This is a genomic window from Shinella sedimenti (genome assembly GCF_022601905.1).
In the GTDB taxonomy this organism is placed as follows: domain Bacteria; phylum Pseudomonadota; class Alphaproteobacteria; order Rhizobiales; family Rhizobiaceae; genus Shinella; species Shinella sedimenti.
In genome coordinates this window covers 14,288-34,816 of sequence record NZ_JAKVIN010000003.1, presented here as the reverse complement: position 1 = coordinate 34,816, position 20,529 = coordinate 14,288, and the positions used below count along the sequence as shown (strand labels likewise).

The following is a 20,529-nucleotide window of genomic DNA, read 5'->3' as shown; positions in this document are numbered from 1 at the left end:
ATCGCGTTCGCCCCCGGAGGCCCCTTGCCGGTAGATCTGACCCCATCGCAGGCGCTCGGCCTCTGGCATGCCGTGACGCTGCAGCAGGTGCAGGAGGACGGGCGCGACCTGACGCTGCGCCAGCTTGCCATCCTGCTCGAAATCTACCTCGTGCCGCCGCCGCATACCGTGCGGGGGCTGGCAGCCAAGCTCGGCGTCACGAAGCCGGTCATTACCCGCGCGCTCGACACGATGGGCGAGCTCGGCCTCGTCACGCGGGTCCGCGACGAGCGGGACCGACGCAACGTCATCATCAAGCGCACCGTGGATGGTGCGCTCTATCTCGAGCGCCTGGGCGACCTCATCATCGCCAAGGGACGCACACAGCCGCTGTGAGACTGCCATGACCACCCTGCCCGACCGCCGACTCAACGCCTATCGCGCCGACCTCGCCGAGGAGGCGCTGCGCGGCAATGTGCCCGCCGAACGCTATGTCACCGGCACGCCGGCGCGCATCTGCGCACCCGTCGCGGCGCTACGACCGCGCCCGGACCTTGCTGCAGGGATCGATACCGAAATGTTGCTTGGCGAGACGGTGCGCGTTTTGGACCGGGCGGTCGGCTGGGCCTGGGTGAAGTCGGATTTCGACGGTTATGTCGGCTATGTCGAGGAGACGGCGCTGGGTGAAGGCGGTGCCGCCACCCATCGCGTCGCGGTCCCGCGCACCTTTGCCTATACCGGCGGGGATCTGCGCACGCCGGCCGCATTTGCGCTTTCCATCGGAAGCCGGCTAACCGTTGCCGGCGAAAGCGAGACGCGCGGCACGCGCTATCTGAAGCTGGAAGGCGGGCAATCCGTCGTGGCGGGCCATTGCCTCCCCATCGACGCCACGGCGGGCGACGACTATGTCGGCGTGGCGGCGCGCTTTCTCGAAACACCCTATCTTTGGGGCGGGCGCTCCGGCTTCGGGCTCGATTGTTCGGCCCTGGTGCAGCTCTCCATGATGATGGTGGGCCGCACGGCGCCACGGGATTCCGACATGCAGGCCGCCGGCCTCGGCAGACCCATCGACCGCGCAGACCTGCAACGCGGCGATCTCGTGTTCTGGAAGGGCCATGTCGCCATCATGGAGGACGACAAGACCATCCTGCATGCCAACGGCCACACGATGAGCGTGGCGCGCGAGGGGCTGGATGCGGCGATCGAGCGGATCGGCTGGCTCTACCAGCAGCCGACGGGCTATCGCCGCCCCTGAGGCGTTCAATAGCCGGCGCTGCGGTCGACCAGATGCTCCAGCGGCTTGCCGCTCTCGTAACGCGCGATCTGGATGGCGACGTGGTCGAACAGCGCGCCGACATCGGACGCCGCCGCCGCATGCGGCGTCAGAAACACTTTGTCCATCGACCAGAACGGACTTTCCAGCGGCAGCGGCTCCTGTTCGAAGACGTCGAGCGAAGCGCCGTGCAGCGTGCCGTCATTGATGGAGGCGACGATATCGGCTTCGACCTGGCTGCCGCCGCGCCCCGCATTAATGAAGACGGGCGCGCCGAACGGGCCCTTGCGGGAAAGCCGGGTAAACAGGCCGGTATTGAAGATGCCCTTCGTATCCGGCGTCAGCGGCAGCAGGCCGACGAGAATATCGGTTTTCGCCAGAAAGGTGTTCAGCCCGGCCTCGTCGAAGACCTCGAACCCCTTGACCGCACGCCCGCTCTTCGACCAGCCTATGACATTGAAGCCCAGCGTCTTCAGCTTGCGCGCCGCATCCTGCCCCAGAACGCCGAAGCCCATGATGCCGACGGTCATGTCGCTTGCCTCCGGCTGGTCGAGCTCGCGCCAGACACGGTCGCGGCGCAAAGCCTCATAGGCGGCATGCTGGCGCAGATGCAGGAGGCATTGCATGACGACCCATTCGCTCATGCGCGTCGTCAGCGTTTCGTCCACGAAGCGCACCAGCGGCACATCCGGCAGGCCGGGCAGTGTCAGCACATGGTCGACGCCGGCACCGCCGGAGAAGACGACCTTCAAATCCTTCGCCCGCTCGAAAAGATCGGCGCCCGGGCGCCAGACCACCGCATAGTCGATGCCTGAAAGATCGCGCTTGCGGCTGGCCGGATGCAGGAGATTGATGACCTCGCGGTCCGGAAAGGCCCCTTTCAGCGCGGCTGCGACCTGCTCCTGATCGAATTTCAGATCGATGATGACGGGGCTTTTCGTGTGCATGCTGTGTCCTGCTTTATGCCTGCTACTGGCTGATTGCCTCGCTGCGGATGGCTTCGAGGTTAAAGGCGGCGGCCATCAGGGCCTTGGTATAGGCTTCTGTCGGCCGTTCTATGATGTCCTTTGCCGAACCCTTCTCCACCACGCGGCCGTTGCGCATGACGATGATATCGTTGGCCAGCGCCCGCACGACCTTGAGATCGTGGCTGATGAAGAGATAGGCGAGATTGTGCTTTGCCTGCAGGTCGCGCAGAAGCTCGACCACCTGCGCCTGCACGCTCATGTCGAGTGCGGACGTCGGCTCGTCGAGCATGACGAATTCCGGTTTCAGCACCATGGCACGGGCAATCGCGACGCGCTGCCGCTGGCCACCGGAGAATTCGTGCGGATAACGCCAGCGGGTGGTCGCATCGAGGCCGGTTTCCTCAAGGGCTGCGGCGACGCGCCGGTCGCGCTCGCCTTCCGACAGTGACGGCTCGTGGATCTTCAGACCCTCCGCGACGATATCGGCAACCGACATGCGCGGCGACAGCGAGCCGAAGGGGTCTTGGAAGACGATCTGCATGCGCCGGCGCAATGGCCGCATCTCGGCGAAGGAATGACCGGCAATGTCCTGCCCGACGAAGGCGATGCGGCCCTTTGAGGCGATGAGCCGCGTCAGGGCGAGGCCGAGCGTCGTCTTGCCGGAGCCGGATTCACCGACCACGCCGAGCGTGTGGCCGGCGCGTAAAGTGAGATCGATGCCGTCGACCGCCTTCACGTTGTCGACCACGCGGCGCAGGAAGCCCGCCTTGATCGGAAACCAGACCTTGACGTCCTCGGCCTGCATGATGACGGGCTGGCTGTCGTCGGCCGGGCGCGGCTCGCCCTTCGGCTCGGAGGCGAGGAGATGGCGCGTATAGGGATGCTGCGGATTGGTGAAGATCTCCTCGACCGGGCCGGTCTCGACGATCTTGCCCTTGGTCATCACGCAGACCCGGTCGGCGAACTTGCGCACGATGCCGAGATCGTGGGTGATGAAGAGCATGGACATGCCGTGCTCTTCCTTGAGGTTCTTCAGCAGCTCGAGGATCTGCGCCTGTACGGTCACGTCGAGCGCCGTCGTCGGCTCGTCGGCGATCAGCAGTTCGGGCCGGTTGGCGAGCGCCATGGCGATCATCACGCGCTGGCGCTGACCGCCGGACAGTTCGTGCGGATAGGCGGCAAGGCGCTTTTCCGGCTCGCGGATACCGACCTGGTTCAGCAACTTCAGGATTTTCGTGCGTGCCGCCGCACCCTCGATATCCTGGTGCAGCTTGAGGATCTCGCCGATCTGCCGCTCGATGGAATGCAGCGGGTTAAGCGAGGTCATCGGCTCCTGGAAGATCATGGTGATGTCGTTGCCGCGCACGTCGCGCAGCGCGGCATCCGACGCCTTCAACAGGTCCTGGCCCTTGAAGAGGATTTCGCCGGACGGGTGGCTGGCGGCGGGATAGGGCAGCAGGCGCAGCACGGAATTGGCCGTCACCGACTTGCCGGAGCCGGATTCGCCGACCAGCGCCACGACCTCGCCGCGCCTGATGTCGAAGGAGACACCGTCGACTGCAAGCGTCGTGTTGCCGCCCTGGTGGAAGGCAACCGACAGATCGCGGACGGACAGAATGGTTTCGGGAGCGCTCACCGGAAGGTCTTCCTCGGATCGAAGGCGTCGCGCGTCGCTTCGCCGACGAAGATCAGCAGCGACAGCATGACGGACATTACGACGAAGGCGGTGAGGCCGAGCCACGGCGCCTGGAGGTTTTCCTTGCCCTGCGCGATCAGCTCGCCCAGCGACGGCGATCCCGGCGGCATGCCAAAGCCGAGGAAGTCGAGCGAGGTCAGCGTGGTGATCGAGCCGGACAGGATGAAGGGCAGGAAGGTGAGCGTGGCGACCATGGCATTGGGCAGGAGGTGCCGGTACATGATCGTGGCGTTGCCAACCCCGAGCGCGCGGGCGGCCCGCACATATTCGAAATTGCGCGCGCGCAGGAATTCCGCGCGCACCACGCCGACGAAGCCGACCCAGGAAAACAGCAGCATGATGCCGAGCAGGATCCAGAAGCCGGGCGGCAGGATCGAAGCGATGATGAGCAGGATGTAGAGCACCGGCATCGAGGACCATATCTCGATGAAGCGCTGCATCAGAAGGTCCGTCCAGCCACCGAAATAGCCCTGTACGGCACCGGCGGTGACGCCGACGACGGCCGAGCATATCGTCAGGGTAAGGCCGAACAGCACTGAAATGCGGAAGCCGTAGATGACGCGGGCGAGCACGTCGCGCGCCTGGTCGTCCGTGCCCAGCCAGTTGAGGTTGCTGAGGGTGCAGTTCGGGTCCGCCGCCCCGCCGGGATAGCCGGCGCAGCGCTCTTCCTTCGACATCAGCCAGAACGGCGCGGTCGGCGCCGAATGCGGGATGTTGGAATTGGTGGTGCTGTATGAATAGCGGATCGGCGGCCAGATCATCCAGCCATTCGCCTCGATCTCCTCGGCAATGAAATCGGAGCGGTAGTCCGTCGTCGCGAGAAAGCCGCCGAATTTTTCTTCCGGATAGTCGACCACCACGGGAAAGAGGATTTCGCCCTTGTAGGAGGCGATGATCGGCCGGTCGTTGGCGATCAGCTCGGCGCACAGGCTCAAGACGAAGATGACGAGGAAGATCCAGAGCGACCAGTAGCCGCGCCGGTTCGCCTTGAAGTTCTCCCAGCGGCGCAGGTTTGTCGGGTTCAGCAGACCCTTGCGCGGCGGGGCGACGGGTTGCGTGTCGGCAACGGCGCTCATCACACGTCCCTCCGGTCGAAATCGATGCGCGGATCGACCCAGGTATAGATGAGATCGGAGACGAGGCTGACGACGAGGCCCATGAGGGAGAAGATGAAGAGCGTGGCGAAGACGATGGGATAGTCGCGCCGCACGATGGAATCATAGCCGAGGCGGCCGAGGCCATCGAGCGAGAAGATGTATTCGATGAGCAGCGAGCCGGTGAAGAAGGCCGAAATGAAGGCCCCCGGGAAGCCGGCGATGATGATCAGCATGGCGTTACGGAAGACGTGGCCGTACAGCACCTGCCGCTCGGTCAGGCCCTTGGCGCGCGCCGTCGTGACATACTGCTTCTTGATCTCGTCGATGAACGAATTCTTGGTAAGCAGCGTCGTCGTGGCGAAGGCCGAAAGCAGAAGCGTGATCAGCGGCAGCGTCATGTGCCACATGTAGTCGAGCGGCTTCTGCCACCAGGTCAGGCTGTCGAAATTGTCGGAGACGATGCCGCGCAGCGGGAACCAGTTGAAGAACGAATTGCCGGCGAAGACCACGATCAGCAGGATGCCGAACAGGAAGCTCGGCACCGCATAGCCGACGACGATGACGCCCGATGTCCAGACGTCGAAGGTGGACCCGTCCTTGACCGCCTTCCTGATGCCGAGCGGAATGGAGATGGCATAGGAGAAGATGAGGATCCACACGCCGAGCGAGATCGAGACCGGCATCTTCTGCGCGATGAGGTCTATCACCGAGGTGTTGCGGAAGAAGCTCTCGCCGAAATCGAAGCGGATATAGTCCCACATCATCGTGAAGAAGCGCTCGAGCGGCGGCTTGTCGAAACCGAACTGCTTTTCGAGCTTGGCGATGAATTCGGGATCGAGCCCGCGCGCACCGCGATAGGCGCTGTCCTGCCCGACCTCCTGCACCATGCTGCCGCCGCCCGAAAGCCGGTCGCCGCCGCCCTGGCTGGTCAGGTCGGAAATGACCTGCTCGACCGGTCCGCCGGGCGCGAACTGCACGATCGCGAAGGAAATGGCCATGATGCCGAAGATCGTCGGAATCATCAGCAGGATGCGGCGCAGGATATAGGCGCCCATCAGCGATCACCCTCCGGAATGCACCGCGTCGATGTCAAGCCGCTCAAGCCCGATCCTTCCGTTCTTCCGCCGCCATCGAGGCGGTGATTCGTCATCGCTATATGGAGCCCAGCCGGCGGGCCGGCGCAACCCCCGCCTCAGTTCGCCGCGTCTTTCGACCACCAGACGCCCGGGAAGCCGAGACTGTAATAGGGCAGTTCCTGCGGATGGGCGAGGTTGTTCCAGTAGGAGACGCGCTGTGCCTTCGAATAGAACAGCGGGATCACATAATTGTGCGCCAGCAGCACGCGGTCGAGCGCATGGGTCGTCGCGATCAGTTCCTCGCGGTCCGGGGCGAAGATGATCTTGCGAATAAGCGCGTCGATGGCGGGATCGGCGATGCCGGCATAGTTCTTCGAGCCTTCCTTGTCGACGGAGGTCGAGCCCCAGTAGTCGCTCTGCTCGTTGCCGGGAACCAGCGACTGCGCCCAGATGCCGTAGATCATGTCATAGTCGAAGCTGCGCACGCGGTTGGTGTATTGCGAGGCATCGACGGTGCGCATGGTTGCCGTGATGCCGATCTTCTTCAGGCTGTTGACGAAGGGCGAGACCGTGCGCTCGAAAGAGGCGCTGGGCAGCAGGATTTCGAAGGCGAAGGGTTCGCCCGTCTTCGTGTTGACGAGGCTGTTGCCCTTGAGTTCGTATCCCGCCTCCTTCAGGAGCGAAAGCGCCTTGAGCAGGTTTTCGCGCACCTTCTTCGGCTCGCCGTTGACGGGATTGGTATAGGGCGTGGTGAAGACGGACGCCGGCACCTTGTCCTTCAGTTCTTCCAGGATTTCCTTCTCGCGTCCCTCGGGCAGGCCGGACGCGGCAAGCTCGGTGCCCCAGAAATAGCTGTCGACGCGCTGATAGGCGTTGTAGGCGAGGCTTCGGTTAAGGTCCTCGAAGTCGAAGGCGTGATTCAGCGCCTCGCGCACCCGCTGGTCCTTGAATTTGTCGCGCCGCATGTTCGGCACGAAGGCCTGCATGATGCCGGCGGCCCGCAGCGGGTTCTCGATCTCCTCGCGGATCACGCGGCCGTCCTTCGCGGCCGGGAAGTCATAGGCCGTCGCCCAGTGGCTGGCGCTGTTGTCTTGGTAGAACGAGACATTGCCGGCGCGGAAGGCCTCGAACTCCACGTTCTTGTCGCCGAAGAACGTATAGCTGATGACGCGGAAATTGTTCTGGCCGACATTCACATTGAGGTCCTTGCCCCAGTAATCGTCGCGCAGTTCGAAGCGGATCGAGCCCCCGGCCTGGAACGACGCGATCTTGTAGGGACCGGACCCCATGACCGGCTCCAGCGTGGTGCGGCCGATGTCGCGCTTGTTGCCCTTGGCGTCCGTGCCTTCCCACCAGTGCTTCGGCACGATGGGGAACTGGCCGAGAATATTGGGCAGCTCGCGGTTGTTCTTCTCGTCGAAGCGGAAGGTGACGTCGCGCTCACCGCTCTTTTCCGCAGAAACGACGTGGCGGTAGTAGTTGGCGAGCAGCGGATTGTGCTCCTTCGACTTGTCGAAGGAGAAGATCACGTCCTCCGGCGTCACCGGTTGGCCATCCGCCCACTTCGCCTCCGCGCGCAGCCGGAAAGTGGCGCTCGAGAAGTCGTCGGGATAGGAGACGCCCTCGGCCAGCAAGCCGTAGGAGGCCGTGATCTCATCCTCGGCGGATTTCAGGAGCGTGTCGAAAACGAGGGAACCGACGCCGGTCGCCGCCTCGCCCTTTGCGAGGATCGGATTGAACGTGTCGAAGGTGCCGGTTTCGGAGAGCTTCAGCTCGCCGCCCTTCGGCGCATCGGGATTGACATAGTCGAAGCGCTCGAAACCGTCGGGGCGCTTGAGGTCGCCGATCGTGGAGATGCCGGTGCGCCAGACGGGACTTGCGGCGTCCTGCGCCGCGCCCGTCGTGGCCGTGAGCGCCAGAGCCAGCGCCGCCGTGACCAATGTTCTCCCGAAGGCTACCTTCATGCGTTTACCCTTTCATGATGTTTGCCGAAGCTTGCCGCAGAGAATAGGCAAAATCCGGGCAAATGACAGGCCTGCCATGAAAGCGGCGATTTTTGCCGCCCCTATCCGGCACGACGATTCACTTCTGCGAAAGGATGATCCTTTAGCCTTTCGCAACGATGACGCATCGAGACGGACCCATGCCCATGCTTGCCCGACTGACAACCTGCCTGATCGCCGCCGGCATGACGCTGACGGCGCTCGCCTCGCCGCTCGCCGCCGAGGAACGGCCCGCCAAGGAGCTGTTCGGCGCCAAGCGCCTGCCGGCCAAGATGGCGACGGCGCCCTACGGCTCCTACGCCAAGGGCTGCATTGCCGGCGCGGTTGCCATTCCCACGGACGGGCCGGGCTGGCAGGCGATGCGCCTGTCGCGCAACCGGCGCTGGGGCCATCCCAACATGATCGCGCTTCTGGAGCAGTTTTCGCAGGATGCCCGGCAGATCGGCTGGCCCGGCCTGTTGCTCGGCGATATCTCACAGCCGCGCGGTGGACCGATGCTGTCGGGCCACGCCTCGCACCAGGTCGGTCTCGATGCCGACATCTGGTTCACGCCGATGCCCGATCACCGGCTGTCGGCCGAGGAGCGCGAGAAGCTGCCCTTCACCTCCATGCTCGACGAAAGCAAGTTCATGACGGTCGATTCGCGGCGCTGGACCTCAACGCATGCCCGCCTCGTCATGAAGGCCGCGAGCTATCCGCAGGTCGACCGCGTCTTCGTCAATCCGGCGATCAAGAAGAAGCTTTGCGAGACCTGGCAGGGCGACCGTGCGCTGCTCGGCAAGGTGCGGCCGATCTACGGTCACGACGCGCATTTCCATATCCGCATCAAGTGCCCCGAGGGCGCACCGGGCTGCAAGCCGCAGGCCAAGGTGCCGCCCGGCGACGGCTGCGATGCGTCGCTCGCCTGGTGGTTCACCAAGGAACCGTGGGCCAAGGCGAAGCCGAACCCCGGCGCAAAGCCGGTCAAGCCGCGCTATGTCACCCTGTCTGACCTTCCGAAGGCGTGCAGCACGGTACTCGCCGGCGCATCGCCCGCCTCCGAGCAGGAAGTGACCTATCGCGGCGGCAGCGCGGCAACGGCGCTCGCCTTCTCGGGCAGCGACCAGAGCGCGGGCGGGGCGGTCGAGGCCATCAACAACGCCGATGCCACCCTGCCGGCCATCGTCCCGATCCCGATCCCGCGCCCGTTCAACTAACGGCCAGCGCTTCAAAAGCCCCTCCTCCGCCTGTCGGCAACTTCTCCGCGCCGAGAGATGCTGCAACGGGATGAGGGGCACCACGCACAGGGCTTTTCAAGGTCCTGCCGCTTTTGTATAAAGCGATCAAATCGATTTAAATTTCCCCGCCAATCCCGGAGAAACGTCCATGTCTCGCCAGAAATGCATCGCGCTCATCGCGCATGACGAGAAGAAGGACGACATGGCGGCCTTTGCGGCGCGGCACGAAAAAATGCTGTCGCAGGCGCGGATCGTTGCGACCGGCACGACGGGTGGACGGGTGCTGGAGGCCTGCCCAGGCCTTGACGTGACGCGGCTCAAAAGCGGACCGCTTGGCGGCGACCAGCAGATCGGCGCCCTCATCGCCACCGGCGAGGTCGATCTTCTCATCTTCTTCGTCGATCCGCTGACGCCCATGCCGCATGACGTGGACGTGAAGGCGCTGATGCGGCTCGCCATCGTCTACGACATCCCGATGGCGCTCAACCGTGCGACGGCCGAAGATCTGCTCGTCGCCGCCACGACCGGTTGACGGCATCCCTCAGCGACGGTAGCGAAAAAGCGGACCCCACCAGCAGAACGGAACAGCTCGATGGCACGGCCGGCCGACAACGACGCGATTTTCCCCTTCCCCATCCTCGTCGGCGATATCGGCGGCACCAATGCGCGCTTCTCGCTTTTGCTCGACGCCTTTGCCGAGCCCAAGCAGTTCCCCATCGTCCAGACCGCCGATTTCGCCAATATCGACCAGGCCCTGCAGCAGTGCATCCTCGACAAGAGTTCCGTGCAGCCGCGCTCGGCCATTCTGGCGCTGGCGGGCCCCATCGAAGGCGACGAGGTGCCGCTGACCAATTGCCCCTGGGTGGTCAGGCCGCGCGACATGATCGCCAATCTCGGCTTCGAGGATGTGCTGCTGGTCAACGATTTCGAGGCGCAGGCGCTTGCCGTGGCCTCGCTCGACGACGCCAACCGCGAGAAGATCGGCCCCGGCACGGAGCGTCAGACGGCCTCGCGCGCCGTGCTCGGCCCCGGTACGGGTCTCGGTGTGGCCGGCCTGGTCTACGCCCGCCACAGCTGGATCCCGGTCCCGGGCGAAGGCGGCCATATCGATGTCGGCCCGCGCAGCGAGCGCGACTATCACATCTGGCCCTTCCTGGAGCCCATCGAGGGGCGCATCTCCGCCGAACAGCTGCTGTGCGGCCGCGGCATCATGAACATCTACCGTGCCGTCTGCGCCGCCGACGGCGTGGATGCGCCGCTGCAGAAACCGTCCGACGTTTCGGCCCGGGCGCTGGCACAGGACGACCGTGCCGCCATCGAGACCATCGCGCTGTTTTCCACCTATCTTGGCCGCGTGGCGGGCGACATGGCGATGATCTTCATGGCCAAGGGCGGTGTCTTCCTCGCCGGCGGCATCTCGCAGAAGATCCTGCCGGCGCTGCGCGGCGCGGAATTCCGCGCCGCCTTCGAGGACAAGGCGCCGCACAGCGCGCTGCTCAAAACCATCCCGACCTATGTCGTCACCCACCCCGTCGCCGCGCTCGCAGGGCTTGCCGCCTTCGCGCGCATGCCGGACCGTTTTGGTGTTGCAACCGAGGGACGCCGCTGGAAAAGGTGACGTCCCACGCCGCGCCGGACAGCCCGGCAGAGTAGCCAAAGGGGGATCGAGCCCCTATAGAGCGGCCAGCAGGGCGGTTTTTCCATCGTCCTCCGTCAAGACCGTTCAGGAAGCAAGTCATTGGCCGATCAGAGTCGAACCGAGCGCAAATCCATCAGTTCCGACACCGTCGCCACCGTGCTCAAGCGTGTGATCGCCGAAAACGGCCGTGATCACGTTCGCGGCTATGCCATGGCGATCGGCTGCCTCGTGGTGGTCGCCCTGACCACCGCCTTCACCGCCTGGATCATGGAATCGGTCGTCAACGAGGCCTTCGCCAACAAGCGCGCCGACCTCGTCATGATCATCTGCGGCGCGATCTTCGTGGCCTTCGTGCTGCGCGGCTTCGCCACCTATTTCGAAGCCGTCATCCTTTCGAAGATCGGCAACAATATCGTCGCGCGCTACCAGCGCCGCCTCTATTCGCACCTGATGGCGCTCAGCGTCGGCTATTATAACGAATCCCGCTCGGCCTATCTGGCCGCGCAGATCAGCCAGAACGTCACCGGCATTCGCGACGTGCTGAACATGACGGTGACCTCGCTTGCCCGCGACGTGCTCACACTCGTGGCGCTGATCGGCGTGATGATCTCCAAGGACTGGCTGCTGACGCTGCTCGTCTTCGTCGTCGCGCCGCCGCTGCTGCTTGGCCTGCGCTATGTATCGAAGCGCCTGCGCAGCGCGACCCGCGACGCCGTGGAACTCAACAGCCACGTGCTGGGCGCCATGCAGGAGACGGTGCAGGGCATCACCATCGTCAAGGCCTTCACCATGGAGGCCCAGCTCAAGGACAAGGTCGAGACCATCATCGGCCAGGCCGAAAGCCGCTCGAACCGCATCGCGCGGCTGACCGAGCGCACGGCACCGATGACCGAGACCTTCGCCGGCTTCGCCATTTCGGGCGTCCTTGCCTATGCCGCCTATCGCTCGATCTATGACGGCGTGATGCCGGGCGCGTTCTTCTCCTTCGTCACGGCACTGCTGATGGCCTACGATCCGGCACGGCGCCTCGCCCGCCTCCAGGTCTCGCTCGAACGCGCCGCCGTCAACGCCCGCATGATCTACGAGATCCTCGACATCCAGCCGCGCCAGGCCGACCGCGCCGATGCCAGGCCGCTGGCGATCAGCGATGCGACGATCACCTTCCGCGACGTGCGTTTCGGCTATACGGATAACGACACCATCCTGAAGGACGTGTCCTTCACGGCGGAAGGCGGCAAGACGACGGCGCTTGTCGGCCCCTCGGGTGCCGGCAAATCCACCGTCATCAGCCTCATACCGCGCTTCTACGATCCGGCGGCGGGCGAAATCCTGATCGACGGGCAGGACATCGCGCATGTGACGAAGCAGTCGTTGCGCAACGCCATCGCCTATGTGTCCCAGCAGCCCTACCTGTTTGAAGGCACGATCCGCGACAACATCCGCTACGGCCGGCCGGACGCCACCGATGCCGAGATCGAGGAAGCCGCGCGCCATGCCTATGCGCACGACTTCATCCTCGCTCAGCCGCTCGGCTACGACACCCCGGTCGGCGAAAACGGCGTGACGCTTTCCGGCGGCCAGCGCCAGCGTCTGTCGATTGCCCGCGCGCTGGTGCGCAACGCACCGATCCTGCTGCTCGACGAGGCCACCTCCGCGCTCGACACGGAATCGGAGCAGGCGGTGCAGAGGGCGCTCGACGAGGCGATGAGCGGGCGCACCGTCGTTGTCATCGCGCATCGGCTGTCGACCGTCGTGCGCGCCGACAAGATCATCGTCATGCAGGCCGGCCAGGTCGTCGAGGAAGGCACGCATGCGGCGCTTGCGACGCGTGAAAACGGGCTCTACGCTCGGCTCAACAACCTTCAGGCGCCCACTGCCGGCGCCGCGCAGACATCACAGGAAACGGGAGCCGGGATATGAGCGGCAACGCAATGAAGCTGGTCGTCGTCGGCGCAGCCGGCCGGATGGGCCAGACGCTGATCCGCGCCATCCACGCCATCGAGGGGGCGGAACTCTTCGCCGCCGTCGAGCGCGAGGGCTCGCCCTTCGTCGGGCGTGATGCGGGCGAACTTGCCGGCCTTGGCCCGATCGGCGTTGCCGTCACCGACAAGCCGCTCGAGGCCTTAGTCGCGGCCGAAGGCGTGCTCGACTTCACCGCGCCGGCAGCGACCGTCGAATTCGCCGGCCTCGCCGCGCAGGCTCGCATCGTGCATGTCGTGGGCACCACCGGCTGCTCGGCTGCCGACGACGAGAAGATCAAGGCCGCCGCGCGCCATGCCCGCATCATGAAGTCAGGCAATATGAGCCTCGGCGTGAACCTGCTCAGCGTGCTGACCGAGACTGCCGCGCGCGCGCTCGGACCCGATGACTGGGACATCGAAGTCCTGGAAATGCATCACAAGCACAAGGTCGACGCGCCCTCCGGCACCGCACTGCTGCTCGGCCAGGCCGCCGCCAAGGGTCGCGGCATTTCGCTTGCCGACCATTCGGTGCGCGTACGCGACGGCCATACCGGCCCGCGCCCTGCCGGCACGATCGGCTTTGCCACGCTGCGTGGCGGCTCCGTCATCGGCGAACACTCCGTCATGATTGCCGGCGAGGGCGAGACGGTGACGCTCTCGCACAGCGCCACGGACCGCACGATCTTCGCGCGCGGCGCCGTCAAGGCGGCACTGTGGGCGCGCGACAAGAAACCCGGCCTCTATTCGATGCTCGACGTGCTCGGGCTCGGCTGACCCATCGACCTCATTTCGCACCGTTTTCGAGACGGTGCCGCAACCTCGGGAGACAACCTTATGAGCGGAACCCTTGTCCTCGTTCGCCACGGCCAGAGCGAGTGGAACCTGAAGAACCTCTTCACCGGCTGGCGCGACCCTGACCTGACCGCGCTCGGCGTCGAGGAAGCCAAGACGGGCGGCAAGGCGCTGGCCGAGACCGGCATCAAGTTCGACGTTGCCTATACGTCGGACCTGTCGCGCGCCCAGAAGACGCTGAAGATCATCCTTGACGAGATCGGCCAGCCGGGCCTCGAGACGATCCGCGACCAGGCGCTGAACGAGCGCGACTATGGCGATCTCTCGGGCCTCAACAAGGACGATGCCCGCGCCAAGTGGGGCGAGGAGCAGGTCCATATCTGGCGCCGCTCCTATGACGTTCCGCCGCCGGGCGGCGAAAGCCTGCGCGACACCGGCGCCCGCGTCTGGCCCTATTATCTCACGGACATCCTGCCGCGCGTGCTGCGCGGCGAGAAGGTGCTGGTTGCCGCGCACGGCAATTCGCTGCGCTCGCTGGTGATGGTGCTGGACAAGCTGAGCAAGGAAGAGATCCTCAAGCTCAACCTCGCGACCGGCGTACCGATGGTCTATGTGCTGAATGCCGATTCCACGGTGAAGTCGAAGGACGTTCTCGGCGACATGTCCGGCGCGCACTGAGCCACGCTCACGACGGATCTCAAGATTGAACCCCGCCGTTTCCGGCGGGGTTTTGTTTTGCCTACTGGATGAGGATGGCGCGGAAGTCGTTGACATTCGTGCCGGTCGGACCGGGCACGAAGAGATCACCGAGCGCGTCGAAGGCGGTCCAGCTGTCGTTGCGCGCCAGGAATTCAGCGGCGTCCTTGCCCTTGTCGGCAAGGCGCGCAACCGTGGTGCCGTCGGCAAAAGCACCGGCATTGTCTTCGGAACCGTCGATGCCATCCGTATCGGCGGCAAGAGCGGAGAGGCCTTTCAGACCATCCGTCGCGCAGGCGAAGGAGAGCAGGAATTCGCCGTTGCGGCCGCCCTTGCCCTTGCCCTTGATCGTCACCGTTGTCTCACCGCCCGACAGGACGACGACGGGTTTGTGGAACGGCCGGTCGCGGCGCACCACCTCGGCGGCGATGGCGGCATGCACGCGGCCCACCTCGGCCGCTTCGCCCTCGATGGCATCGGACAGGATGACAGCCTCGACGCCGGCCTTACGGGCGGCATCCGCCGCGGCTTCCAGCGAGACGGCGGCAGACGCCACCAGCTTCACTTCGTTGCGGGCAAAGCAGGCATCGCCCGGCAGCGGGGGCTCATCCTGGCCAGCCTCGATATGGCGCATCACGACATCGGGCAGATCGAGGCGGTAGCGTTCGATGAGGCGCAGCGCATCGGCGCGGGTGGTCTCGTCGGCAATGGTGGGGCCGGAGGCCACGAGGGCGGGGTTGTCGCCCGGAATATCCGACACGACGAGCGAGACGACGCGGGCGGGGTGGGCCAGTTCGGCCAGCCGGCCGCCCTTGATGCGCGAGACCTGCTTGCGCACGGCGTTCATGGCGCTGATCGGCGCGCCGGAGGCAAGCAGCGCCTTGTTGACGGCGATCTCGTCGGCCAGCGTCAGGTCGCCAGCCGGCGCCGGCAGCAACGCCGAGCCACCGCCGCAGATCAGCGCGACCACGAGATCGTCGGCGGTCAGATCGCGCACAGCGGCCATCAGCCGGCCGGAGGCGGTCAGCCCGCTCTCGTCCGGCACGGGATGGGCGGCCTCCAGGACCTCGATGCGCTCGCAGGCGACGGCGTATCCGTAGCGCGTGACGACGACGCCGGTCAGCGGCGCATCCCACAGACGCTCGAAGGCACGCGCCATCTGTGCGGCGCCCTTGCCGGCGCCGATCACCACCGTGCGGCCCTTCGGCTTTTCCGGCAGATTGGCCGCCAGCACCTTCTCGGGATCAGCGGCAGCGACCGCGACGGAGAACAGCTCTTCGAGAAAGGCACGCGGGTCTGCGATTACGGGCATCTGGCTCCTCCGGGTCTGCGCTGCTCTTATAAAACATAACCCCTCATCCGCAAGCCGGCGTCGCCTCGCGGATGGCAACGACGCGGCCGGGCGGAGGGTATGGTTCTCTGGCAAACGGGCCGTCGCGTATAAAATCGGAAGCACGCCACCTTCCCCTTTCCTCCTTGGGGGAGAGGGTGGAAACGCCCGACCATACCTCATGCCCATACGATGGCTCTACCGGGTGGAAAGGGTGCCGGGCGGGGCTCCCCTCCCCGCCCGGCCAGGCCGTCGTCAGGCGACGGCGTGGTTCGCCATGCGCTCAAGCGCCGTGACGAGACCTGAGTGATCAAGACCGGCATCGCCGTGCGCGGCGCACTGGTTGAACAGCTCCTGCGTGGCCGCCGTGTTGGGCAGCGATACGCCAAGCGCCCTGGCGCCCTGCAGCGCGAGATTGAGATCCTTCTGGTGCAGCGCGATACGGAAGCCAGGATCGAAGGTGCGCTTGACCATGCGCTCGCCATGCACTTCCAGAATGCGAGAAGAGGCGAAGCCACCCATCAACGCAGCACGCACGCGGGCCGGATCGGCACCGGCCTTGGAGGCGAAGACCAGCGCCTCGGCGACGGCCTCGATGGTCAGCGCCACGATGATCTGGTTGGCGACCTTGGTCACCTGCCCGTCGCCGCAATCGCCGACCAGCGTGATATTCTTGCCCATCAGCTGCAACAGCGGCAGCGCCCGGTCGAAACTTGCCTGCGATCCGCCCGCCATGATGGAGAGCGAGGCGTTGCGCGCGCCGACCTCACCGCCGGAGACCGGCGCATCGATATATTCCGCGCCCGTCTCACGGACCTTTTTTGCAAATTCCTTCGTCTCGATCGGTGAGATAGAGCTCATGTCGATGACGAGCTTGCCGGCGGAGAGGCCGAATGCCACGCCGTTTTCGCCGAACAGCACGTCCTTCACTTCCGGCGTGTCGGGCAACATCAGGATGATCGTATCGACGCTTTCGGCCAGCACTTTCGGGCTGTCGACGACCTCAAGGCCGTTATCGACCAGCTCCTGGCGTGGCGCCACCGAGTGCCGCGACGTGACGACCGTATGCCCGGCATCCTGAAGATGGCGCGCCATGGGCGTGCCCATGATGCCGAGGCCGATGAAACCGATATTTGCCATGATTTACTCCCGATCCTGAAACTCTTTGCCGGCTCAGCGGCCGATATCCGTCAGCCAGCCGAGGCCTTCTGCGGTGGTGGTGCGCGGTTTGTATTCGCAACCGATCCAGCCATCGTAGCCCAGCGCATCCAGCGTGCGGAACACGAAGGGCCAGGCGATTTCGCCGGTGCCCGGCTCGTTACGGCCCGGATTGTCGGCCAGCTGGATATGGGCGATCTTCGCCTGATGCTTCCGGAACGTGCCGATCAGCTCTCCCTCGGTGCGCTGCTGGTGGTAGAGGTCGTACTGGATGAACAGGTTGTCCGAACCGACTTCGGCGATGAAGGAGGCGGCCTGATCCGGGGTGTTGAGGTAGAAGCCCGGAATATCGAACCGGTTGATCGGCTCGATCAGAAGCCGGATTCCGTGTTTCTCGAATTCATCCGCCGCGAGCCTCAGGTTCGAAACGAACGTGTTGCGCAGCACATCGTCGGACACGCCGACCGGCGCAATACCGGACAGGCAGTTGACCTGCTTGCAGCCCAGCGCCGTGGCGTATTCGATGGCGGTCGCAACGCCGCGCCGGAATTCATCGATACGGTCGGGCAGCACGGCAATGCCGCGCTCGCCGCCGGCCCAGTTGCCGGCCGGCAGGTTGTGAAGCACCTGCGTCAGGCCGTGCAGATCTAGCGCGGCACGCAGCGCCTCACGGTCGAAATCGTAGGGGAAGAGATATTCCACCGCCTCAAAGCCGGCCTTGGCGGCAAGCGCGAAGCGCTCCATGAAGGGCACTTCGTTGAACAGCATGGTCAGGTTGGCCGCAAATTTCGGCATGTCATTGTCTCCCGAATTCAATCCGACCCACTCTTAATCCAGAAGGGCCGCAAGTGTCGCCGTGGGCGCATCCTCGCCGCGTTCGGCCAGTTCCTCGAACTCGACCACGGCATTGATGTCGGCGCCCATGGCGATATTGGTGACGCGCTCGAGGATGAACTCGATAACGACGGGCACCTGATGCTCTTTCATCAGCCGCTGCGCGGTGGCGAACGCCTCCTGGAATTCGTTCGGGCTGCGCACCCTCAGCGCCTTGCAGCCGAGGCCTTCGGCGACCGCGACGTGATCGACCCCATAGCCGGCTTCCGAATCAGCCGTCGCATTGATGTTGTCGAAGGCGAGCGACACCTCGAAATCCATGTTGAAGCCGCGCTGGGACTGGCGGATCAGTCCCAGATAGGAATTGTTCACGACCACATGCAGATAGGGCAGCTTGTGCTGGGCGCCGACGGCCAGTTCCTCGATCAGGAACTGGAAATCGTAGTCGCCCGACAGCGCGACGATGGGGCGGTCGGGATCGGCCGCTCGCACGCCGAGTGCTGCCGGCAGCGTCCAGCCGAGCGGGCCGGCCTGGCCGCAATTGATCCAGTTGCGCGGCTTGTAGACATGCAGGAACTGCGCGCCGGCGATCTGGGAAAGGCCGATGGTCGAGACGTAGCAGGTGTCGCGGTCGAAAGCCTTGTTCATCTCCTCGTAGACACGCTGCGGCTTGAGCGGGGTCTGGTTGAAATGCGTCTTGCGCAGCATGGTGCGCTTGCGCTCGCGGCATTCGTCACCCCAGGCAGACCAGTCGCGCAGCTTGCCGGCGACCTTCCATTCGGTGGCGACGTCGAGCAGGACCTTCAGCGCGGCACCCGCATCCGAGACGATGCCGAAATCCGGCGTGAAGACACGGCCGATCTGGGTCGGCTCGATATCGACATGCACGAATGTCCGGCCTTCCGTATAGGTTGCGATGTTGCCGGTGTGGCGGTTGGCCCAGCGGTTGCCGATGCCGAGCACGAAGTCGGACGCGAGCAGCGTGGCATTGCCGTAGCGATGCGAGGTCTGCAGGCCGCACATGCCGGCCATCAGGCGATGATCGTCCGGGATGACGCCCCAGCCCATCAGGGTCGGGATGACGGGGACGCCGACGATTTCGGCGAATTCCACCAGCAGGTCCGAGGCATCCGCATTGATGATGCCGCCGCCCGCCACGATCAGCGGCCGCTCGGCCGCGTTCAGCATGGCGAGCGCCTTTTCCGCCTGGGCGCGCGTCGCCGCCGGCCTGTAGGGCTCGAGCGGCGCATAGGCATCGATATCGAATTCGATTTCGGCAAGCTGCACGTCGATCGGCAGGTCGATCAGAACCGGACCGGGACGGCCCGACCGCATGGTGTGGAACGCCTTCTGGAAGACATAGGGAACAAGCCCCGGCTCCATGACCGTGACGGCCCATTTGGTGACGGGAGCCGCGATCTTGGCGATATCCACCGCCTGGAAATCCTCCTTGTCGAGGCGGGCGCGCGGTGCCTGGCCGGTGATGCAGAGGATCGGGATCGAATCGGCAGACGCCGAATATAGGCCGGTGATCATATCGGTACCGGCCGGCCCCGACGTGCCAATGCACAGACCGATATTGCCGGCGCGGGCCCGTGTATAGCCCTCGGCCATGTGGCTTGCGCCCTCGACATGCCGGGCAAGGATGTGGCGCACGGAGCCCCGCGCCTTCAGCGCCGCATAGAAGGGATTGATCGCGGCACCGGGAACGCCGAAGGCACAATCGATGCCTTCCTTCTCCAGAACCAGCACCGCTGCATCGACAGCTCGCATTTTCGCCATGGGATTTCCTCCGTCTCTGATGACAAAGGTATCGCATCCCGGGCGGTGCGCAATCATAAAATGGAAATCAATCCCATTATGTGGAAATAAACATTTTCAACAAATCTGGAACAATCGATCCGGGGCGGCTATGTCATGACGGCGGTGACAGGAGAAAAGCGCATGGCGGAGCATCAGGAGAAGACGCGGGGACGCCCCGGTCGCAAACCGGCGGCGGATTCGGCGCCCTCCTCCGTGCAGGTGCTGGACAGGAGCCTGAAGCTGCTCGACCTCGTCGCGCAGGCAGACGGCGCCGGCCTCAGCGACCTTGCCGACCAGTCCGGCATGGCGCCTTCGACCGTGCACCGGCTGCTGACCTCACTTGCCCAGCATGGCATGGTCGCCCATGACGCGGAGACCGGCGCCTGGACAATCGGCGTAAAGGCCTTCGAGATCGGTACCGCCTATCTGCGCTTCCGCAAGCTCGGCACGATCAGCCGACCGTTTTTGAAACAGCTGATGGAAGGTTGCGGCGAAACAGCCAATATCGCCATCGAGGACGATGGCGACGTGGTGTTCATCTCTCAGGTGGAAAGCCATGCGCCGATGCGCGCCTTTTTCCGGCCGGGCCGGCGCGGGCCGATCCATGCCTCGGGCATCGGCAAGGCGATCCTGTCGACCTGGCCGGATGCCCGCATCGAGGCGCTGCTAGCCGGCCGCACGCTGCAGCATTTCACGGAAAAGACCCGCGACACGATCCCGACGCTGCTGGACGATATCGCGGCGATCCGCACACGCGGCTGGTCGATCGATGACGAGGAGCATACGCTCGGCATGCGCTGCGTGGCCGCGCCCATCTTCGACGAATATGGCGAGGCCGTCGCCGGCATCTCCGTCTCCGGCCCGGCCGTTCGCCTGCCCGACAGCAAGATCGAAGCCTTCGGCCCGGTCGTCATGGCAGCGGCGGCAAGCCTGACAAAGGCCATGGGCGGGCGTTCCCGGCGCGCTTGACTCCGGCAGCTCACACGTCAGTCTGCAGGACCGGATAA

General features: G+C 64.9%; 18 protein-coding genes. 9 read left to right on the top strand and 9 right to left on the bottom strand.

The window, feature by feature from the left end; translation table 11 throughout:
* Positions 1-24: 24 nt before the first annotated feature.
* Positions 25-375, top strand: coding sequence for a MarR family transcriptional regulator (locus MKI86_RS07485; RefSeq protein WP_241599394.1), 351 nt, complete (start codon positions 25-27; stop codon positions 373-375).
* A gap of 7 nt (positions 376-382) precedes the next feature.
* Positions 383-1,234, top strand: a complete 852-nt coding sequence (locus MKI86_RS07480) for a C40 family peptidase (RefSeq protein WP_241599391.1) — start codon at positions 383-385, stop codon at positions 1,232-1,234.
* Positions 1,235-1,239: 5 nt separating this feature from the next.
* Here MKI86_RS07480 and MKI86_RS07475 read toward each other — a convergent pair whose 3' ends face one another.
* The 5 genes from MKI86_RS07475 to MKI86_RS07455 form a co-directional block, all read right to left on the bottom strand.
* On the bottom strand, positions 1,240-2,199 hold the full coding sequence (locus MKI86_RS07475; protein ID WP_241599388.1) for a 2-hydroxyacid dehydrogenase: 960 nt from the start codon (positions 2,197-2,199) through the stop codon (positions 1,240-1,242).
* 22 nt (positions 2,200-2,221) lie between these two features.
* Positions 2,222-3,856 carry an ABC transporter ATP-binding protein gene (locus MKI86_RS07470; protein WP_241599385.1) on the bottom strand — a complete coding sequence of 545 codons (1,635 nt, stop codon included), beginning with the start codon at positions 3,854-3,856 and terminating at the stop codon, positions 2,222-2,224.
* Entirely contained in the window at positions 3,853-4,992 is a 1,140-nt protein-coding gene (locus MKI86_RS07465) for an ABC transporter permease (protein WP_241599383.1), read from the bottom strand. The genes MKI86_RS07470 and MKI86_RS07465 overlap by 4 nt, the downstream gene beginning before the upstream one ends.
* Entirely contained in the window at positions 4,992-6,068 is a 1,077-nt protein-coding gene (locus MKI86_RS07460; RefSeq protein ID WP_241599380.1) for a microcin C ABC transporter permease YejB, read from the bottom strand. Before MKI86_RS07460 ends, MKI86_RS07465 begins: the two co-directional genes overlap by 1 nt.
* A 137-nt stretch (positions 6,069-6,205) precedes the next feature.
* Positions 6,206-8,053, bottom strand: a complete 1,848-nt coding sequence (locus MKI86_RS07455) for an extracellular solute-binding protein (protein ID WP_241599377.1) — start codon at positions 8,051-8,053, stop codon at positions 6,206-6,208.
* Positions 8,054-8,277: 224 nt separating this feature from the next.
* Here MKI86_RS07455 and mepA point away from each other — a divergent pair, with 224 nt between their 5' ends.
* From mepA to MKI86_RS07425, 6 genes are all read left to right on the top strand, one after another.
* Positions 8,278-9,288: a penicillin-insensitive murein endopeptidase gene (gene mepA, locus MKI86_RS07450; protein ID WP_241600648.1), complete on the top strand. Its 1,011-nt coding sequence runs from the start codon at positions 8,278-8,280 to the stop codon at positions 9,286-9,288.
* A 169-nt stretch (positions 9,289-9,457) separates the two neighbouring features.
* The gene (locus tag MKI86_RS07445) at positions 9,458-9,841 is read left to right on the top strand and encodes a methylglyoxal synthase (protein WP_241599375.1); all 384 of its coding nucleotides are present in this window, start codon (positions 9,458-9,460) and stop codon (positions 9,839-9,841) included.
* Between the two features lie 60 nt (positions 9,842-9,901).
* Positions 9,902-10,927: a glucokinase gene (locus tag MKI86_RS07440; RefSeq protein ID WP_241599372.1), complete on the top strand. Its 1,026-nt coding sequence runs from the start codon at positions 9,902-9,904 to the stop codon at positions 10,925-10,927.
* A gap of 120 nt (positions 10,928-11,047) precedes the next feature.
* Entirely contained in the window at positions 11,048-12,868 is a 1,821-nt protein-coding gene (locus tag MKI86_RS07435) for an ABC transporter ATP-binding protein (protein WP_241599370.1), read from the top strand.
* Positions 12,865-13,683 carry a 4-hydroxy-tetrahydrodipicolinate reductase gene (gene dapB, locus MKI86_RS07430; protein WP_241599368.1) on the top strand — a complete coding sequence of 273 codons (819 nt, stop codon included), beginning with the start codon at positions 12,865-12,867 and terminating at the stop codon, positions 13,681-13,683. The genes MKI86_RS07435 and dapB overlap by 4 nt, the downstream gene beginning before the upstream one ends.
* 60 nt (positions 13,684-13,743) lie before the next feature.
* Positions 13,744-14,379 (top strand): 2,3-bisphosphoglycerate-dependent phosphoglycerate mutase, encoded by a 636-nt coding sequence (locus MKI86_RS07425; RefSeq protein WP_241599365.1) that lies wholly within the window; start codon positions 13,744-13,746, stop codon positions 14,377-14,379.
* A gap of 61 nt (positions 14,380-14,440) precedes the next feature.
* Here MKI86_RS07425 and MKI86_RS07420 read toward each other — a convergent pair whose 3' ends face one another.
* The 4 genes from MKI86_RS07420 to gcl all read right to left on the bottom strand — a co-directional run bounded on the left by MKI86_RS07420 (position 14,441) and on the right by gcl (position 19,501).
* On the bottom strand, positions 14,441-15,709 hold the full coding sequence (locus MKI86_RS07420) for a glycerate kinase type-2 family protein (RefSeq protein WP_241599363.1): 1,269 nt from the start codon (positions 15,707-15,709) through the stop codon (positions 14,441-14,443).
* Positions 15,710-15,982: 273 nt separating this feature from the next.
* A complete protein-coding gene (locus MKI86_RS07415; protein ID WP_241599362.1) occupies positions 15,983-16,867 on the bottom strand; it encodes a 2-hydroxy-3-oxopropionate reductase in 885 nt (294 codons plus the stop codon).
* 33 nt (positions 16,868-16,900) lie between these two features.
* Complete coding sequence (gene hyi, locus MKI86_RS07410; protein ID WP_241599360.1) at positions 16,901-17,680, bottom strand: hydroxypyruvate isomerase; 780 nt, start codon at positions 17,678-17,680, stop codon at positions 16,901-16,903.
* 33 nt (positions 17,681-17,713) lie between these two features.
* Positions 17,714-19,501: a glyoxylate carboligase gene (gcl, locus tag MKI86_RS07405; protein ID WP_241599352.1), complete on the bottom strand. Its 1,788-nt coding sequence runs from the start codon at positions 19,499-19,501 to the stop codon at positions 17,714-17,716.
* A gap of 162 nt (positions 19,502-19,663) precedes the next feature.
* On the opposite strand from gcl, the gene bhcR reads away from it, so the two are divergent.
* Positions 19,664-20,491, top strand: a complete 828-nt coding sequence (gene bhcR, locus MKI86_RS07400; RefSeq protein ID WP_241599350.1) for an HTH-type transcriptional regulator BhcR — start codon at positions 19,664-19,666, stop codon at positions 20,489-20,491.
* Positions 20,492-20,529: the final 38 nt, after the last annotated feature.

Excerpts from the sequence above, each read along its gene's own strand:
- MKI86_RS07425 (WP_241599365.1), top strand. The coding sequence starts at position 13,744 with ATGAGCGGAACCCTTGTCCTCGTTCGCCACGGCCAGAGCGAGTGGAAC.
- mepA (WP_241600648.1), top strand. The coding sequence starts at position 8,278 with ATGACGCTGACGGCGCTCGCCTCGCCGCTCGCCGCCGAGGAACGGCCC.
- gcl (WP_241599352.1), bottom strand. The coding sequence starts at position 19,501 with ATGGCGAAAATGCGAGCTGTCGATGCAGCGGTGCTGGTTCTGGAGAAG.
- MKI86_RS07440 (WP_241599372.1), top strand. The coding sequence starts at position 9,902 with ATGGCACGGCCGGCCGACAACGACGCGATTTTCCCCTTCCCCATCCTC.
- bhcR (WP_241599350.1), top strand. The coding sequence starts at position 19,664 with ATGGCGGAGCATCAGGAGAAGACGCGGGGACGCCCCGGTCGCAAACCG.
- MKI86_RS07420 (WP_241599363.1), bottom strand. The coding sequence starts at position 15,709 with ATGCCCGTAATCGCAGACCCGCGTGCCTTTCTCGAAGAGCTGTTCTCC.
- MKI86_RS07460 (WP_241599380.1), bottom strand. The coding sequence starts at position 6,068 with ATGGGCGCCTATATCCTGCGCCGCATCCTGCTGATGATTCCGACGATC.
- MKI86_RS07465 (WP_241599383.1), bottom strand. The coding sequence starts at position 4,992 with ATGAGCGCCGTTGCCGACACGCAACCCGTCGCCCCGCCGCGCAAGGGT.
- dapB (WP_241599368.1), top strand. The coding sequence starts at position 12,865 with ATGAGCGGCAACGCAATGAAGCTGGTCGTCGTCGGCGCAGCCGGCCGG.
- MKI86_RS07445 (WP_241599375.1), top strand. The coding sequence starts at position 9,458 with ATGTCTCGCCAGAAATGCATCGCGCTCATCGCGCATGACGAGAAGAAG.
- hyi (WP_241599360.1), bottom strand. The coding sequence starts at position 17,680 with ATGCCGAAATTTGCGGCCAACCTGACCATGCTGTTCAACGAAGTGCCC.
- MKI86_RS07455 (WP_241599377.1), bottom strand. The coding sequence starts at position 8,053 with ATGAAGGTAGCCTTCGGGAGAACATTGGTCACGGCGGCGCTGGCTCTG.
- MKI86_RS07475 (WP_241599388.1), bottom strand. The coding sequence starts at position 2,199 with ATGCACACGAAAAGCCCCGTCATCATCGATCTGAAATTCGATCAGGAG.
- MKI86_RS07415 (WP_241599362.1), bottom strand. The coding sequence starts at position 16,867 with ATGGCAAATATCGGTTTCATCGGCCTCGGCATCATGGGCACGCCCATG.
- MKI86_RS07480 (WP_241599391.1), top strand. The coding sequence starts at position 383 with ATGACCACCCTGCCCGACCGCCGACTCAACGCCTATCGCGCCGACCTC.